14 protein-coding genes and 1 tRNA gene are annotated in these 14,943 nt (G+C 66.7%); 6 read left to right on the forward strand and 9 right to left on the reverse strand.

Going from position 1 to position 14,943, the window contains the following annotated elements:
* Positions 1 to 111: 111 nt before the first annotated feature.
* Entirely contained in the window at positions 112 to 360 is a 249-nt protein-coding gene (locus HII28_RS12100) for a cell division protein CrgA (RefSeq protein ID WP_170025620.1), read from the reverse strand.
* A gap of 107 nt (positions 361 to 467) precedes the next feature.
* On the opposite strand from HII28_RS12100, the gene HII28_RS12105 reads away from it, so the two are divergent.
* Genes HII28_RS12105 through HII28_RS12115 form a run of 3 tightly spaced genes read left to right on the forward strand, consistent with a single transcriptional unit; the run spans position 468 to position 2,163 of the window.
* A complete protein-coding gene (locus HII28_RS12105) occupies positions 468 to 1,367 on the forward strand; it encodes a class E sortase (RefSeq protein ID WP_346769284.1) in 900 nt (299 codons plus the stop codon).
* Positions 1,367 to 1,528 (forward strand): hypothetical protein, encoded by a 162-nt coding sequence (locus HII28_RS12110; protein ID WP_170025621.1) that lies wholly within the window; start codon positions 1,367 to 1,369, stop codon positions 1,526 to 1,528. Before HII28_RS12105 ends, HII28_RS12110 begins: the two co-directional genes overlap by 1 nt.
* Complete coding sequence (locus tag HII28_RS12115) at positions 1,525 to 2,163, forward strand: gamma-glutamyl-gamma-aminobutyrate hydrolase family protein (RefSeq protein ID WP_170025622.1); 639 nt, start codon at positions 1,525 to 1,527, stop codon at positions 2,161 to 2,163. Before HII28_RS12110 ends, HII28_RS12115 begins: the two co-directional genes overlap by 4 nt.
* 427 nt (positions 2,164 to 2,590) lie before the next feature.
* Here HII28_RS12115 and pknB read toward each other — a convergent pair whose 3' ends face one another.
* The 7 genes from pknB to HII28_RS12150 all read right to left on the reverse strand — a co-directional run bounded on the left by pknB (position 2,591) and on the right by HII28_RS12150 (position 11,585).
* Positions 2,591 to 4,312, reverse strand: coding sequence for a Stk1 family PASTA domain-containing Ser/Thr kinase (pknB, locus tag HII28_RS12120; protein ID WP_346769286.1), 1,722 nt, complete (start codon positions 4,310 to 4,312; stop codon positions 2,591 to 2,593).
* A 77-nt stretch (positions 4,313 to 4,389) separates the two neighbouring features.
* On the reverse strand, positions 4,390 to 6,099 hold the full coding sequence (locus HII28_RS12125) for a serine/threonine-protein kinase (RefSeq protein WP_170025623.1): 1,710 nt from the start codon (positions 6,097 to 6,099) through the stop codon (positions 4,390 to 4,392).
* Positions 6,096 to 7,547: a penicillin-binding protein 2 gene (locus tag HII28_RS12130; RefSeq protein WP_170025624.1), complete on the reverse strand. Its 1,452-nt coding sequence runs from the start codon at positions 7,545 to 7,547 to the stop codon at positions 6,096 to 6,098. Before HII28_RS12130 ends, HII28_RS12125 begins: the two co-directional genes overlap by 4 nt.
* Positions 7,548 to 8,945 (reverse strand): FtsW/RodA/SpoVE family cell cycle protein, encoded by a 1,398-nt coding sequence (locus HII28_RS12135; protein WP_170025625.1) that lies wholly within the window; start codon positions 8,943 to 8,945, stop codon positions 7,548 to 7,550.
* Positions 8,929 to 10,176 carry a PP2C family serine/threonine-protein phosphatase gene (locus tag HII28_RS12140; protein WP_170025626.1) on the reverse strand — a complete coding sequence of 416 codons (1,248 nt, stop codon included), beginning with the start codon at positions 10,174 to 10,176 and terminating at the stop codon, positions 8,929 to 8,931. The genes HII28_RS12135 and HII28_RS12140 overlap by 17 nt, the downstream gene beginning before the upstream one ends.
* Positions 10,177 to 10,179: 3 nt before the next feature.
* The gene (locus HII28_RS12145; protein ID WP_170025627.1) at positions 10,180 to 10,848 is read right to left on the reverse strand and encodes an FHA domain-containing protein; all 669 of its coding nucleotides are present in this window, start codon (positions 10,846 to 10,848) and stop codon (positions 10,180 to 10,182) included.
* Complete coding sequence (locus HII28_RS12150) at positions 10,845 to 11,585, reverse strand: FhaA domain-containing protein (RefSeq protein ID WP_170025628.1); 741 nt, start codon at positions 11,583 to 11,585, stop codon at positions 10,845 to 10,847. Before HII28_RS12150 ends, HII28_RS12145 begins: the two co-directional genes overlap by 4 nt.
* A gap of 356 nt (positions 11,586 to 11,941) precedes the next feature.
* On the opposite strand from HII28_RS12150, the gene HII28_RS12155 reads away from it, so the two are divergent.
* Positions 11,942 to 12,025 (forward strand) — tRNA-Leu (locus HII28_RS12155).
* A 112-nt stretch (positions 12,026 to 12,137) separates the two neighbouring features.
* Here HII28_RS12155 and HII28_RS12160 read toward each other — a convergent pair.
* Entirely contained in the window at positions 12,138 to 13,181 is a 1,044-nt protein-coding gene (locus HII28_RS12160; RefSeq protein WP_170026116.1) for a zinc-dependent alcohol dehydrogenase family protein, read from the reverse strand.
* Between the two features lie 84 nt (positions 13,182 to 13,265).
* On the opposite strand from HII28_RS12160, the gene HII28_RS12165 reads away from it, so the two are divergent.
* Positions 13,266 to 13,742 (forward strand): anthrone oxygenase family protein, encoded by a 477-nt coding sequence (locus tag HII28_RS12165; RefSeq protein ID WP_205864645.1) that lies wholly within the window; start codon positions 13,266 to 13,268, stop codon positions 13,740 to 13,742.
* A gap of 120 nt (positions 13,743 to 13,862) precedes the next feature.
* On the forward strand, positions 13,863 to 14,939 hold the full coding sequence (locus HII28_RS20730) for an alcohol dehydrogenase catalytic domain-containing protein (RefSeq protein ID WP_346769287.1): 1,077 nt from the start codon (positions 13,863 to 13,865) through the stop codon (positions 14,937 to 14,939).
* Positions 14,940 to 14,943 lie beyond the last annotated feature (4 nt).

Genomic DNA, 14,943 nt, shown 5'->3' on the forward strand with positions numbered 1-14,943 from the left:
CTGACAGGTGCTGTGGGGCGCCCTGTTCCGTGCTTCGTCGACTGCGAGCCGATTAACCGCAAAACGCGCCGACCGTGGTCGACGCGTTCGGAAGAGCGGTGGAGACGGTGATCAGCGCCACCGGGTGGTCATGAGGAAGCCGACGAAGGCGATGCCGAATCCGATCAGGATGTTCCAGGCGCCGAGTTGCGGGATCGGGTACTGGCTGCCGCTCACGTAGAACACGACGATCCACAGCAGGCCGACGATCATGAAGCCGAGCATGACCGGCAGGAACCATACCGGGTTGGGGGTCTCATCGGTGGATCGGACCTCATTGACCGATCGGGATGAGCGCTTGGAGCGGGTCTTGGAAGCCATAGTGCGAACATTCTAGCCGGAGACGATCGGCGGGATCTCTGCGTGGAGGCGATGAACATGAGCACCTCTCGGTAGCCGCACGGACTGGCCGATTAGACTCCGGAATCGTGACCGACCGCGACGAATCCGCTCCCGGAGAGGAGCTGCCCTTCGCGGAGGACTTTACGGGGTCGACGGGTGATGACGACCGGCTTCCCACTCCTCCGCACGCAGGGCGGCCGCGGCACGCGAACGGCCGACGAGCCGCAGCGAAGCCACGTCGCAAGGTGTCGGTCGTCGGGATCATCGGTGAGCTGCTGGTGACCGCAGGGGTGCTCGTACTCCTCTTCATCGGATGGCAGACCTGGTGGCAGTCGAGCGTGCTCGCATCCCAGCAGAACAGTGCGGCGGCGGAGCAGAGCAAGAAGTTCCTGGATCAGGCGAAGGACTCCCCGACCCCCACGCCGAAGCCGACTCCCTCTCCGGACTCCACCGCGGTGAGCTACGGCGATCCGCCGGTCATGAAGGCGCCTGGCGCCGCACAATCATTCGCCGTCATCTACGTGCCCCGGTTCGGAGCCGACTGGAAGCGCACGATCCGCGAGACGGTCGACGTGCAGAGCGTGCTCAACAGCTACAACGCCGGTGTCGGCCATTATTCGAACACGGCGATGCCCGGAGCGGTCGGGAATTTCGCGATCGCGGCGCACGACACCGGTTACGGCAACACGTTCATCGACGTCTCGAAACTTCAGGTGGGCGACAAGATCTACATCCAGACCAAGGACGGGTATTACACCTATCAGTTCCGGAACATGGAGTACATCAGGCCGGCCGCCATCCAGGTGCTCTACTCCGTACCTCAGGTGAAGGACGCGCAGGCCGGCGATCGCTACATCACCATGACCACGTGCAATCCGCCGTATCACGCCCAAGAACGCATCGCCGCCTTCGGTGTGCTGGAATCCTGGCAGCCGTTGTCAGTCGGACCGCCCAAGGAGATCGCGGCTGAAGTGGGGACCAACTGATGTATGGCGCGCTGTGGCGGGTGCTGCCCGGACCCGTCTGGCTGAGGATCATCATCCTCGTGGTCCTGGCCGTTGCGGTTCTCTACTGCCTGGTGACCTGGGTGTTCCCGTGGATCGATAGTCTGCTTCAAGGCAATGAGGAAGGAACCGTCGGCGTATGACCCGGGTGCTCGTGATCGACAACTACGACAGCTTCGTCTACACGCTGAACGGGTACCTGCGCGAACTCGGTGCGGAGACGGATGTCGTGCGCAACGACGCGATCGCCGCCGACGACATCCCCTCGGTGTTGTGCGACTACGACGCGGTACTGCTGTCGCCCGGCCCGGGAACGCCGCGGGACGCAGGGGTCTCGATCGCTACGGTGAAGGCTGCGCTCACGTCTGGGACGCCGTTGCTCGGGGTGTGCCTTGGACATCAGGCGATCGCCGAGGCGTTCGGAGCAACCGTGACCAATGCCGAGGAACTCATGCACGGCAAGACCTCGGTGGTGGATCACGACGGGTCGCCGTTCTACGACGATGTGCGTCAGGGGTTCACGGCGACGCGCTACCACTCCCTTGCGGTCGTCGACGGCACCGTCCCTGGCGACCTGATCGTGACCGCCCGCACGCCGGGTGGGGTCATCATGGGGCTGCGCCACACGACGGCGCCCATCTATGGCGTGCAGTTCCACCCGGAGTCAGTGCTCACGCAGGACGGCTACCGAATGCTGGGGAACTGGCTGGCGGTCGCCGGCCTTCCTTCTGCCAAGGAACGCTCCCGTACCCTGGACCCGCTCCTCGCCGTCAGTTGAGCGGATGCTGCTCGCGGCCCGCGCGCGGGCCGCAGAATGACCGGCGACTGGGACTCAGTGGATGTGACGACCGCGCACCCCGCGAGCTGGTTTCGACCAGCTCACCAGCGGTAACGCCCGTGCAGGGCGGAGCTGGGGGTTACGGACGAACCCGGTCCGCGCGATCAGCTGACCACAGGATGACCCGGTTTGCGATGGTCGGGGGTGTGTACGAAGGCGTCTCGAAAGGTCGGAGCGGGAGGAGCCGTGTTTTACGGGAGGCGGCCGCTCTTGGAGACGGCGGCGTGTACGGCGCCGGACGCAACCACACGCAGAGGCTGACTGCGGCGTGCCGGGCGCGGCTCGCTGGAGCTGAAAGCAGGGGCCATTCCTGATCGCCGCCGCGGCGCTGGCGCCGCCGAACCCATCGGTCGGCGGTTCGCGCAAATCAACCGGTGCAGTACGTGAACTTGATCGTCGATCCCTGGGCGACAGGGCCGGGTGCCTGATCCTGATGGTTCACCGGGGCGCCCGTCACCGTCTTGCACGTCGGATCCGCTTCCGGATCGGGGATGAGGCCGAGTTTGGGATCTTGCAGGGTCGTCGTCGCCTGTTGCACGCTCTGACCCGTGAGATCGGGGAGCGTGACCTGGCCGTTGGAGACCACGAAGTTGATGGTGTCGCCTTCGTGAGCGGTGGCACCGCTGGCGGGATTGGTCGAGATGACCACGTTGGCCGGCACGGTAGGCGAATCCTGTTGGTCGATCTGACCCATCACGAAGCCGGCCTGTTTCAGGGTGTTCTGGGCTTCGTCGACCGACTTGCCCGCGACATCGGGAACCTGGACCGCCTTGGTACCGCTCGAGACGTAGACCGTGATGGTGTCGCCCTTGGTCGCGATGACGCCAGCGGCGGGGTTGCTGCGGATGACCTTGTCCTTCGGCACCGAGTTGCTGGACTCGTCCGTGAAGGTGGATTTCAGCTTGACGTCGCCCAGCGCCTTGGTCGCCTGGTCGACGGTCATGCCGGCAACCACCGGGACCTTCGCTGCGTTGTCCGCGAGGTGCTGGGTGGGCGTCTGGTTGAAGACCCAGAGCAGCAGGGCTGCGATGATCACGGCGATGCTGAGCACGCCAGCCCAGATCCAGAGCACCGGTGGGCGACTCTGGGTGCGTACGACCTGATCGTCGTCGGCCAACTGGCGGAGTGCGGCCTCCGTCGGGGTGGGGCTGGTGGCGGACTCGCCGAACAGTGCGGCGTTGAACGCGTCGCGCTTCTTGTGGACCGGTACCTGCCCGGACGCGGCGAGCTCGAGGTCGTCCCGGAACTCGGCGGCGGTCTGGTAGCGCTGATAGCGATCCTTCGCCAAGGCGCGCAGCACGACCGTGTCGAATGCGGGCGAGACGCGCGGGTTCAGGCTGCTCGGCTTGACCGGCTGCTCGCTGACGTGCTGATAGGCGACCGCGACGGCGGTGTCGCCGCGGAAAGGCGGGCGTCCGGTCAGCATCTCGAACAGCACGACACCCGTCGAGTACAGGTCTGTGCGGGCGTCGACCGTCTCGCCCTTCGCCTGCTCCGGCGAGAAGTAGCTGGCGGTGCCGAGGATGGCCGTCGTCTGCGCCACAGTGGCCGAGGAGTCGCTGATGGCGCGGGCGATACCGAAGTCCATCACCTTCACTTGGCCGGCGCGGGTGACCATGATGTTGCCTGGCTTGATGTCGCGGTGCACGACGCCTGCTCGGTGCGAGTACTCGAGAGCGGTCAGCAGGCCGGAAGCGATGCGCGCCGCCTCAGCCGGCTCGATGGGGCCGTTGCGCAGGATGTCGCGCAGCAGCACGCCGTCGACGTACTCCATGACGATGAAGGGTGCCTGCACCTCGTTGCCATGCGCATCGCGCACGGTCTCCTCGCCGGCGTCGAAGACGCGGACGATGGTCGGATGCGCCATGCGCGCCGCGGCCTGCGCTTCCTGGCGGAAACGGGTGCGGAAGGCCGGATCGGTGGCGAGTGACGGCTTCAGCAGTTTGATGGCGACGGTACGCCCCAGGCGGATGTCGACACCCTTGTGCACGTCGGCCATCCCACCGCGCCCGATGAGCTCGCCCACGCGATATCGCCCCGCAAGCATGCGGGGTTCATCCGTGGTGGGGTAGTCGACGTCAGGCAACACTGCGAACAGTGTAGTGGGGCCAAGTTGAGAGTTCGGTACACCTCGTCGGGAGGGACGGGATCACCGTTCTGACCGTGTCACGGAGCCGGTGTAGCTGTCGATGCCGAGCCCTGAGCCGTGACGGTGATCGTCGGCGACTGACCCGATTCGACGGATGCGCCGCAGAAGATCGTGTACGAGACGGTGTGGTCGCCGGCGGAGGTGAACGTGATGGTGCCCTGCGAACCTTGGGTGGGTCCCGTCGGTGCCGGCTGGCCGTCCACGTAGAACTGACGACCGGTGAGGGACTGTCCGGCCGGGCATTGCGCGCCGCCGAAGTTGAACGTCGCAGGCTGGTTGACCACCGCCGGCTTCGTCACCTGCGTGACCGTGTCGGTCGGTGTAGACGGCGGCGCCATCGGGCCGTAAACGCTCAGGGTGATGGTCTGGGTGAACGCGACGTTTCCCGTCGGATTCACGCCGTTGACCACGTCCACCTTGTCCTGGCTCGTGGCAGGGCTCGTCACATCCTTCTGGATGTTGCTCTGGTTGAAGCCGAGCGCGACCAGCGCCGCGACCGCCTGGTCGTATGTCTTGCCCTTGTAATCGTTGGCGTTGACCGCCGCCGACGTGGCCTCCGTCTTGGTCGGCGTAGGCGTCTGCGTCTGCGTGTGCGCAGGCGTGCTGGCGGTCTTCGTCGGGGGCGGGGTCGGATGGTTCTGCGTGAGCAGCGCGATCAGCGTGGCGATGAGGATGATGGCGAGAAGCGCGATCAGCGCGATGAGCGGCCAGGTCCACGGGCTGCGCTTCTTCTTCTTCTCACCTTCTTCCTCTTCGGTCGTGATCTCTTCTTCGCCGTCGGCGGCCGACAGAACGGTGGTCGCATCCGTAGCGCCCGCTGCGGCGCCCGGCATGAGGAGTGTGTTGAACCGAGTGGTGTCCGTTCCCTCGCCGAGCACCGCTGGAACGGCGGCCGCGGCCGCCTGGATGTCGCCACGACGGAGTGCGGTCGCCGCACGAGCGAGGTGGGCAGCAGAAGCAGGACGCTCAGCGGGGTTCTTCGCGATGCACGCGTACACCAGGTTGCGCACAGGCTCGCTGACGGTGACGGGCAGCGGCGGAGGCTGCTCGTTGATCTGCGCCATGGCGATGGCCACCTGCGACTCGCCCGTGAACGGACGACGGCCTGCGAGGCACTCGTAGGCGACGATGCCGAGGGAGTAGATGTCCGTCGTCGGCGATGCGGGATGTCCGGATGCCTGCTCGGGCGACAGGTACTGCACGGTGCCCATGACCTGTCCGGTGGCGGTCAACGGCACCTGGTCGGCGATGCGGGCGATGCCGAAGTCCGTGATCTTGACGCGCCCGTCGGGCGTGATCAGCAGGTTGCCCGGCTTGATGTCGCGGTGCACGAGACCGGCGGCGTGCGCGGCGTGCAGCGCTGCGGCGGTCTGCGCCACGATGTCGAGCACCTTGTCGGTGGAGAGCGTGTGCTCGCGCTCCAGGATGTTGGACAGCGCCTCTCCGGGCACGAGCTCCATCACGAGGAAGGCGCTGCCGTCTTCCTCGCCATAGTCGAAGACGTTCGCGATGCCCTCGTGGTTGACCAGCGCAGCGTGGCGGGCCTCCGAGCGGAACCGCTCGAGGAACGTCGGATCGCCGAGGTACTCGTCCTTGAGGATCTTGATGGCGACCTGTCGTCCGATGACGAGGTCTGTGGCTTGCCACACCTCGCCCATGCCGCCGACTGCGATCCGCGACTGGAGTTCATAACGTCCACCGAACGTGAGCCCTGCCGTGGGTCTCATTTGCCAAGCACCGCCTCTAGTACCTTCTTAGCGATCGGAGCGGCGACGGAGTTCCCGTTGCCGCTCTGACCTAGTCCGCCGCCATCATCGACCACGACCGCAATGGCGAACTGAGGATCATTCGCGGGAGCGAATCCGGTGAACCACAGCGTGTACGGGTCATCACTGCCGTTTTGCGCGGTCCCGGTCTTTCCGCCGACCTTGACCCCGTCTATTCTTGCATTGCTCGCGACGCCTTCTGAGACGTCCCTGACCATGGTCGCGGCGATCTCGTCCGCCGTCTTCTTGCTGGTCGCACGTCCGAAGGGCGTGGCCTTGAACGACTCGCGCGCCTGCAGGTCCGGCGTGAGCACGGACTCCACGAGATTCGGCCGCATGACCTCTCCTCCGGTGCAGATGGCCGCCGAATTCATGGCGATCTGCAGTGCTGTGGCCGTGTCGTCCTTCTGTCCGAATCCGCTCATCGCGACGTCGGCGAGCGAGTCGTAGCCCGGGTATTCGCTGGGCGACGTGCGCATCGGCACGTTGAAGCTCTGATTGAAGCCGTACTTCTCCGCCTGCGCCTTGATGGCATCCGATCCCAGCTTCATCGCCAGTTCGGCGTACGGGATGTTGCACGACAGGATGAGAGCCGTCTCCAGCGAGACCGTGTCACCGGGGCCGCACGTCGAGTGCGAGTCGTTGTAGATCGTGGTGTTCGTGCCGGGGAGGGTCAGGCTGGACGGGTTGGGCATCTGCGATTCGAGCGTGTAGTTACCGCTCTCCAGCGCCGCCGACAGGACGACCGGCTTGAACGTGGATCCCGGTGGGTTCAGTTCGTTGATCGACTTGTTGATCAGGGGCGAACCGGCTGCGTCGAGGAGCTGCTGGTAGGTGGCATCCACCTGGTTGACGTCGTGCACGGCGAGCGTATTCGGATCGAAGGCGGGTTTCGACACCATGGCGAGGATGCGGCCGGTCTTCGGCTGAAGCAGGACCACGGCACCCTTCTGGTCGCCGAGCGCGTCGTAGGCGGCCTGTTGCGCGACGGGGTCGATCGTGAGCTCGACTGAGTTGCCCTGGGGATGCTTGCCGGTGACGATGTTCTGCAGTTGGTCGAGGAAGTCGTCGTTCGACGTTCCGCTCAGCTCACTGTTCATGGCGCCCTCGATACCGGTCGGTGCGCCGCTGATGGGGAAGAATCCGGTGACGGCCGAGTACAGCGGACCCTGCGGATACTGCCGCTGGTACTTGTAGGAGTCGTTGCTGGGGACGGACTCGGCGACGGGCTGGCCAGCCACGAGGATGGAACCTCGCTGCACCTGGTAGCTGTCGTACAGGGTGCGGGAGTTGCGGGCATCCGCGTTCAACACGTCGGCGGCCCCGACCTGGATGACAGACGTGGAGATGAAGAGCGCGAGGAACATGCACAGCACGACGATGCTGACCCGCTTGATCTCCCTGTTCATCTACACCACCAGCCTCGGTTGGTTGCGGACGGTGTCCGACAACCGCAGCAGCAGGGCCGCGATGACCCAGTTGGCCACGAGGGACGAGCCACCGGCAGCGAGGAAGGGTGTGGTGAGTCCGGTCAGCGGGATGACGCGCGTGATGCCTCCGATCACGATGAAGACCTGGAGGGCGACGGTGAACGCGAGGCCGACGCTGAGCAGCTTGCCGAAGTCGTCCTGACCGGCGAACCCCACTCGGAAGCCGCGCGACACGAAGAGCAGATACAGGCACAGGATGGCGAAAATCCCGATCAGCCCGAGTTCTTCACCGAGGCTGGCGATGATGTAGTCGCTCTCCGCGAGAGGTGTGACGGTGGGGCGCCCTTGTCCGAGGCCTGTGCCCAGCAGACCACCGTGCGCGAGGCCGAAGAGTCCCTGCACGAGCTGGAAGCTGCCGCCGTTCGCGTTGTAGACGTGATCGCTGAAGGGATTGAGCCAGTTCTGGAAGCGGCCCTGCACATAGTCGAGGACGCGGCTGGCGATGTACGCGCCGCCGACGAAGAGCACCAGACCGATGACGACCCATCCGATGCGCGCTGTCGCCACGTAGATCATCACCAGGAACAGGCCGAAGTAGAGAAGACCGGTTCCCAGGTCGTGCTGGAAGACGATCACGGACATCGAGATGAGCCAGAGCACGATGATCGGCCCCAGATCCCTCAACCGTGGGAAGCGGATGCCGAGGAACTTCTTGCCGACCATCGAGAGCGAATCCCTGGCCTGCACCAGGTATCCGGCGAAGAAGACGGCGAGAGCGATCTTTGCCAGCTCGCCCGGCTGGAAGCTGAACGGGCCGATGCCGATCCAGACGCGCGCGCCGTTGACCTCGCGTCCGATCACCGGGAGCATCGGCAGGATCAGGAGCACGAGAGCGCTGAAACCGAACACGTAGGTGTAGCGCTGCAGAACGCGGTGGTTGCGGATCAGCACGATGACGGCGATGGCGCAGAGGACCGCGATGGCTGTCCAGACGATTTGGCGGACCGCGGCGGAGTCCCATCCGCTGTCGTGCCGCGCGATGTCGATGCGGTAGATCTCCGCGATGCCGATGCCGTTGAGGACGGTGGCGATGGGCAGAACGAAGGGGTCGGCATCCGGTGCGAGATAGCGCATCACGATGTGCATGGCGACGACGAGTGCCGAGAGTCCGACGCCCAGGTAGATCAGGGTGAAGTCGAGATGTCCGAGAGCGCCGAGCTCGACCAGGATGACGGCGATGGCGTTGATGGCGCAGGCGAAGATCAGCAGGCCGAGCTCGAGGTTGCGCAGCTTCTTGGGCAGGCGGATGCGCCGCACCGGCGCTGTCGCAGGGCCGGAGCGGTCGGGGGACGCCGTCGCGCTAGCCGGAGCTGTCATCGGAGAGCTGGTTGATGATGCGCTGGGCGTCTTGGAGCGATGAGGCGTTGATGGTGTCTTGGACTTGCTGCTGCTCGTAGTCGCTCAGACTGCTGACGGAGACGTCCGTCTTCTGATAGACGTGCGAAAGCGAGATCGGACCGAGATTCTGCTGCACGCCCTGGAAGATCGCGACCTTGCCTCCCGATTCGCCGACGAAGTAGCGCGACTGCGTCCACTCGTAGCCCACCACCACCGCGAGCACGATGGCGATGAGCAGCAGGATGCCGCTGAGCAGCCAGGTGAGCTTGCGCCGGCGGGCGCGCCGCTGGTCTTCTTCGATGAGCTCGTCGAGGTAATCGTCCGTCTGCGGTTCGAAGTGGGTGGGACCGGTCGCGGGGCGGGACGAATGCAGTCGCAGGCCCGGCAGGCGCAGCGCCCGCGTGTGGGCGGATGGCTCCTGCTCGAACAGCACGGGTGACGCTGCGGATCCGACGGTGACGGGCTCGCGGATGCCGTCGGCCGTCGCGCGGTCGATGTCCACGATCACGACGGTGACGTTGTCGGGAGCGCCGGCGTCCAGGCTCGCGCGGACGAGTCGCTCCGCGGCCGCCGTCGGCGACTGGACGTTCGCCAGGATCGCCGCGATGACCTCTTGCTTGATGACACCGCTGAGGCCGTCGGAGCAGATCAGCCAGCGGTCGCCTGCGTACGTGTCGGCGGTCCAGGTGTCGATCTCCGGAGACGAGTCGACGTCTCCGAGCACGCGCATCAGCACCGAGCGGCGAGGATGCGTGAGCGCTTCCTCCTCGGTGATGCGCCCGGTGTCGACCAGTCGCTGCACGAACGTGTGGTCCGTCGTGACCTGCTTCAGCTCGCCCTGCCGCATCAGGTAGATGCGCGAGTCGCCGATGTGGGCGAACGCGATCTTGCCGTCCACGCGGATGAGCGCGCTGACGGTCGTGCCCATGCCGGTGAGCTCCGGATGCTCGAAGACCGTCTCGGCGAGAAGTCCGTTGGCCGCCAGCAGGGCCGACTGCAGGGCGATCTGCGCTTCCTCAGCCGTCGGATACGCGTGATCGATCTCTTTGATGCGGTTGGTCGCGATCGCGGACGCCACATCTCCGCCCGCGTGCCCGCCCATTCCGTCGGCGACCATGAACAGCGAGGCGCCGGCGTATCCGGAGTCCTGGTTATTCGAACGCACCTTCCCGACATGGGACAGCGCTACAGCAGCGAGGGAGGTCACCATGGGCTACCGCCGCAGCTCGAAGGTCGTCGTGCCGATCTTGATAGGAGCGTCGAGCGGTACTTGCGTGGGGACTGTGACGCGTTGCCCGTCGAGGAACGTGCCGTTGGTGGAATCGAGGTCCTGGATCATCCACTCGTTGTTCCACAGCATGAGCCGGGCGTGATGAGTGGACGTGTAGTCGTCGCGGATGACGAGCCCGGACTCGCCGGAACGGCCGATCGTGATGGGCTCATTGCCCAGCGTGACCTCGGTGCCGCGACGCGGACCCGAGGTGATCACCAGCTTGTTGGCGGTGAGCACGGTGGCCATCGGACGGTTGGGGAACGCGCCGGTGGGCTCGCCCGGCCTGGGGTGGCGTCCGGTCGCCGGTGCTGACTGCCGGTCGATGGGTCCGGTGGTCGGCCGGGCCAGACCGGCGAGTGGATGGTCGCCGGTGACGGCGGCGCCGGCCACTGCACCCGTCGCAGCGGAGACCCCGGCAGTCGGTGCGGAGGCAGGATGCGCGGACGGGACGTTCGCGAAGGGGCCGGGAGCGGCATCCGACTGCAGCTTGCGCACGCGCTGGCCGAAGAGGTCGCTGCGCAGCGCGTAGACGATGGCGAAGACGAACAGCCACAGCAGCAGGAGGAACCCGATGCGCAGCACGAGGAGCGTGAGCGTGCTGACTGTCATCGGTTCCAGAACCCGTCGATGTCATTGCGCCGCGTGACGTCGTCGGGCTCGCGAGTGTGCGATGAGCGGGCTGATGCCTGGGGCAACACGCGGAACACGATACGGGTGCGGCCGATGGTGACGACGGAATCCGGTTCGAGGATCGCCTTCTTCACCGGGCGTCCGTTGAGCTGGGAGCCGTTCGTCGAGCCGAGATCGCGCACCTGGGCGTGCGAGCCGTCCCACGTGATCTCGATGTGCTTGCGGGACGTGCCGCTGTCGTCGACGGTGATGTCAGCCTCGCGGCCACGGCCGACGACGGTACGGGAGTGCGTCAGCGGGTAGCGCTTGCCGTCGATGTCGAGCACGGGCACCCACGACACCTCACCGCGGATGTTCTGCGACTCGACCTGCATGATGCCCGTTGATAGCGAATCGTCTGGCTGCATGGTGATCTGGATGCCGCCGGCGAACTGGTAGTGCTGCTTGCGCGCGTGCTGCTGAACGAAGTCCGTCAGCTCGTCGGTGAGCGCGGGCCCCATGGCGTGCATCCGCTTGTAGTCACTGGGGGCGAGCAGCAGCGTGAAGTCGTTCGGGGCGAGGATGCGGTCGCGGGTGACGACGGCGGCCTTCGTGTCGAGTTCTCGACGGAGCGCACTCGTCAGCTCCACCGGTTGCAGGCCGGACCGGAAGGTCTTCGCGAACGCGCCATTGACGGCGCGTTCGAGGCCCTTCTCGAAATTGTCCAGAATGCCCACAGGTCTCCCGATCTGCCCGACGACTAGATGCATGTTAGCCGTACCCAGTGTGAAGAGACCCCGACGTTGACAGGAGGTGTCGGAGCGTCATCCGCACTCCGGACGCCGTGAACTCAGCGTTCTGTACCGGCCTGTTCGCCGTGTACGTTCACGGGCGATCCCGGGCGAGTCGCGGCATGGTCGGCGGCGTCTGAGGCTTGTGCGAGTGGCGCAGGTATGACGCGTGTATCGAGCGGTCGCGTGACGAGGTCGAGCACGATACCGGGCGGTGCAGGAGAGCGGATGCCGCGAAATGGCATCCCCGCCGATCGCATGCTAATCTCGCTGGGTTGGCACGCACGCGTGCCGGCGAATCAGCGCGAGTGGCGGAATAGGCAGACGCGCACGGTTCAGGTCCGTGTGCCCGTGAGGGCGTGGGGGTTCAACTCCCCCCTCGCGCACAAATCAGGAAAGCCCCCGAGAAATCGGGGGCTTTCCTGATTTGCCCACGAGGGGCTGCTGCGAACCGCCCCCAGGTAGACCAGAACGTCGGGATGCATTCGCCGCCACGCGTCACGGCCGGGCGATGACGATCCCCGCGCTGGCGGGCTGCGGGCGGTCCATCGCGACGAGTGCGTCGATGGCTCCGTCGAGATCCGTCGTCGACCCGATGAGCATCGACGGGTCGAGCCGTCCGTCGGCGATCAGTTCCAGCATCGCCGGGTAGTCGCGGGCGCTCATACCGTGGGATCCAGCGACCGTCAGCTCCCAGGCGATCACGCGGTCCCAGGGCAACTGGGCGCTCGCATTGTCGCCGAGCATGAGGCCGACCTGCACGTGCACGCCGCGCCTCCGCAACGATCGAACGGCGGATGCGGCGGTTCCGGCCGATCCGAGTGCGTCGATCGACACCTGGGCACCTCCACCCGTTGCATCGATGACGGCGCGCTCGAGGGTGGCCGCGTCGGTTCCTGACCGGATGGCGTGGGTCGCGCCGAGGTCGCTCGCCCTGGCGAGTGCGGCATCCGACACATCGACGGCTGCGACGCGTGCGCCGAGGGCGGAGGCGATCATGATCGCGGAGAGTCCGACACCACCGCATCCGAATACGGCGACCTCATCGCCGGCCCGCACGTGGGCGTGTGCGGTGATCGCACGGAAGGCCGTCGCGAACCGGCAGCCGAGCGCGGCGGCGGCATCGAACGGGACCGTATCCGGAAGCCTGACGAGGTTCGTGTCGGCCGCGGTGACGACGACGTACTCGGCGAAGGATCCGTCGCGCGTGAAGCCCGGCTGGGTCTGATCGGGGCAGACCTGGGCGTCGCCGCGAAGGCACCACTCGCACGTGCCGCAGCCGTTGACGAAGGGCGCCGTCACGCGGTCGCCCTCGGCGAAACGGGTCACCTCGGCACCGACGGCACTGACGACCCCGGCGAACTCGTGGCCGGGGATGATCGGCAGAGGCACGGGATCGTGTCCGCGCCACGCGTGCCAATCGGAACGGCAGACGCCCGTGGCCTCGACCCGCACGACTGCACCGCCCGGAGGACAGAGGGGAACAAGGACCTCGGCGATCCGCGGTCGCACTCCGACCTCGTCGTAGACGACCGCCCGCATCGTGTCTGCCACCAGCCCATTCTCGCTGCGACGATGGTTACGGTGGATGCACGTGGACATCGACGAGGGACGGGACGACGATCCATGGACGCATTGACCACGACCGCGCTCATCGCGGCGACCGTGACCACCGGACTGCTTGCCGGGGTCTTCCAGCTCTACACGTTCGCGATCATGCCTGGCCTGCGACGCGTGGACGACGGAACCTTCGTCACAGCATTCGCCTCGCTCGACAGGGCCATCGTCAACCCGTGGTTCCTGCTCGTGATCTTCTTCGGGTCGCCGGTGCTGACAGCCCTCGCCGCGATCGCCGGATGGGGCGGCCCCGGATTCGCGTGGATGGTCGGTGCCCTGGCCGCCACCGTCGCGTGCATCGTGATCACGGTGGTGGTGCAATTGCCGGCGAACAACGCGCTCAAGGTGGAGGCAGGCGATCCGCGTCAGGACGCCGGTGCGATTCGGGGTCGCTTCAGGGAGACGCGATGGGCTGCGTGGAATCTGGTTCGCTCGGTGCTGAGCACGGGCGCGGCGGTCGGTCTGGCCGTCGGACTCGCGCAGTGAGGGTCCTGCGGGTTCACCGTCGGCGTCGTGGTGAGTCTCGCGAGAGGCGGAACCTCCTGCTCTCCTAGCGCCGCGCGCGCGGTGCGAGCGCTCGATCGGGCCGACGACTCGAACGAGGTCGTGCTTCCGACCCTCGATCGCCCTAGGCTCGGACCCGACGTCGCCGCAGCGGCGAGAACGGGAGCGAAGGTGCGCGCGTTCGTGATCACCGCGCCGGGGCAGGCGGAGGTCGCCGATGTGCCGGAGCCAGTGGCGGCATCGGGTGAGGTCGTGGTCGACGTGCGACGGGCAGGCGTCTGCGGCACGGACATCGAGTTCTACACGGGTCACATGGCGTATCTGCACGACGGCAACGCCCAGTACCCGGTGCGGATCGGCCACGAGTGGATGGGCGTCGTCACGGAGCTCGGGCCCGGGGTGGATGCATCCTGGCTCGGTCGTCGCGTGACCGGCGACACGATGCTGGGCTGTGGACGCTGCAGGTTGTGTCGCAGTGGACGGCAGCACGTGTGCGCTGACCGCGAGGAGGTCGGGATCCGGCACGGACGTGCCGGCGCCCTCGCCGAGCGGATCGCCGTGCCCGCCACGTCGCTGCACGCCCTGCCGGCTTCCGTGGATGATGTGCTCGGCGCGCTCGTGGAGCCGGCGGGCAACGGACTGCGCGCGGCGAGGGCCACGGGATCCGCCGAGCGCGTGCTCGTCGTCGGACCCGGCACGATAGGGCTGCTCGCCGCGATGTTCGCGCGCGCCTCCGGGAGCGAGGTGCACCTCGTCGGGGTGACGCAGGCATCCGTCGACTACGCGCGGTCGCTGGGGTTCGCCGCCTGGCTCGGCTGGGACGGTGTGCCGGATGCGGCCTTCGACGCCGTGATCGATGCAGCGACTGATGCCGCGACTCCCGCACGTGCGGCCGACCTGGTCCAACCGGGCGGGCGCGTGGTGCTCATCGGCATCGCGTCCGAGCCGAGCCTCGTCGACTCGCGCACCCTGCTGATGAAGGATGCCACGGCGACCGGGATCATCAGCGCTTCACCCGGTCTGGATGCCGCGATCGCCGGCTTCGCATCGGGCGCAGTTGACGCCCGGCCGCTCGTCGCCTCGACCGTCAGCCTCGACCACGTGGCCGACGTGCTCGCCGGACACCGCCCGGCAGATGCCGGCCCTGGCCCGAAGATGCACGTCGACCCGCGACTGTGACGCG

The sequence above is a fragment of the Planctomonas sp. JC2975 genome, assembly GCF_012985205.1.
In the GTDB taxonomy this organism is placed as follows: Bacteria; Actinomycetota; Actinomycetes; order Actinomycetales; family Microbacteriaceae; genus Humibacter.

Excerpts from the sequence above, each read along its gene's own strand:
- HII28_RS12100 (WP_170025620.1), bottom strand. The coding sequence starts at position 360 with ATGGCTTCCAAGACCCGCTCCAAGCGCTCATCCCGATCGGTCAATGAG.
- HII28_RS12110 (WP_170025621.1), top strand. The coding sequence starts at position 1,367 with ATGTATGGCGCGCTGTGGCGGGTGCTGCCCGGACCCGTCTGGCTGAGG.
- HII28_RS12115 (WP_170025622.1), top strand. The coding sequence starts at position 1,525 with ATGACCCGGGTGCTCGTGATCGACAACTACGACAGCTTCGTCTACACG.
- HII28_RS12125 (WP_170025623.1), bottom strand. The coding sequence starts at position 6,099 with ATGAGACCCACGGCAGGGCTCACGTTCGGTGGACGTTATGAACTCCAG.
- HII28_RS12130 (WP_170025624.1), bottom strand. The coding sequence starts at position 7,547 with ATGAACAGGGAGATCAAGCGGGTCAGCATCGTCGTGCTGTGCATGTTC.
- HII28_RS12135 (WP_170025625.1), bottom strand. The coding sequence starts at position 8,945 with ATGACAGCTCCGGCTAGCGCGACGGCGTCCCCCGACCGCTCCGGCCCT.
- HII28_RS12140 (WP_170025626.1), bottom strand. The coding sequence starts at position 10,176 with ATGGTGACCTCCCTCGCTGCTGTAGCGCTGTCCCATGTCGGGAAGGTG.
- HII28_RS12145 (WP_170025627.1), bottom strand. The coding sequence starts at position 10,848 with ATGACAGTCAGCACGCTCACGCTCCTCGTGCTGCGCATCGGGTTCCTC.
- HII28_RS12160 (WP_170026116.1), bottom strand. The coding sequence starts at position 13,181 with ATGCGGGCGGTCGTCTACGACGAGGTCGGAGTGCGACCGCGGATCGCC.
- HII28_RS12165 (WP_205864645.1), top strand. The coding sequence starts at position 13,266 with ATGGACGCATTGACCACGACCGCGCTCATCGCGGCGACCGTGACCACC.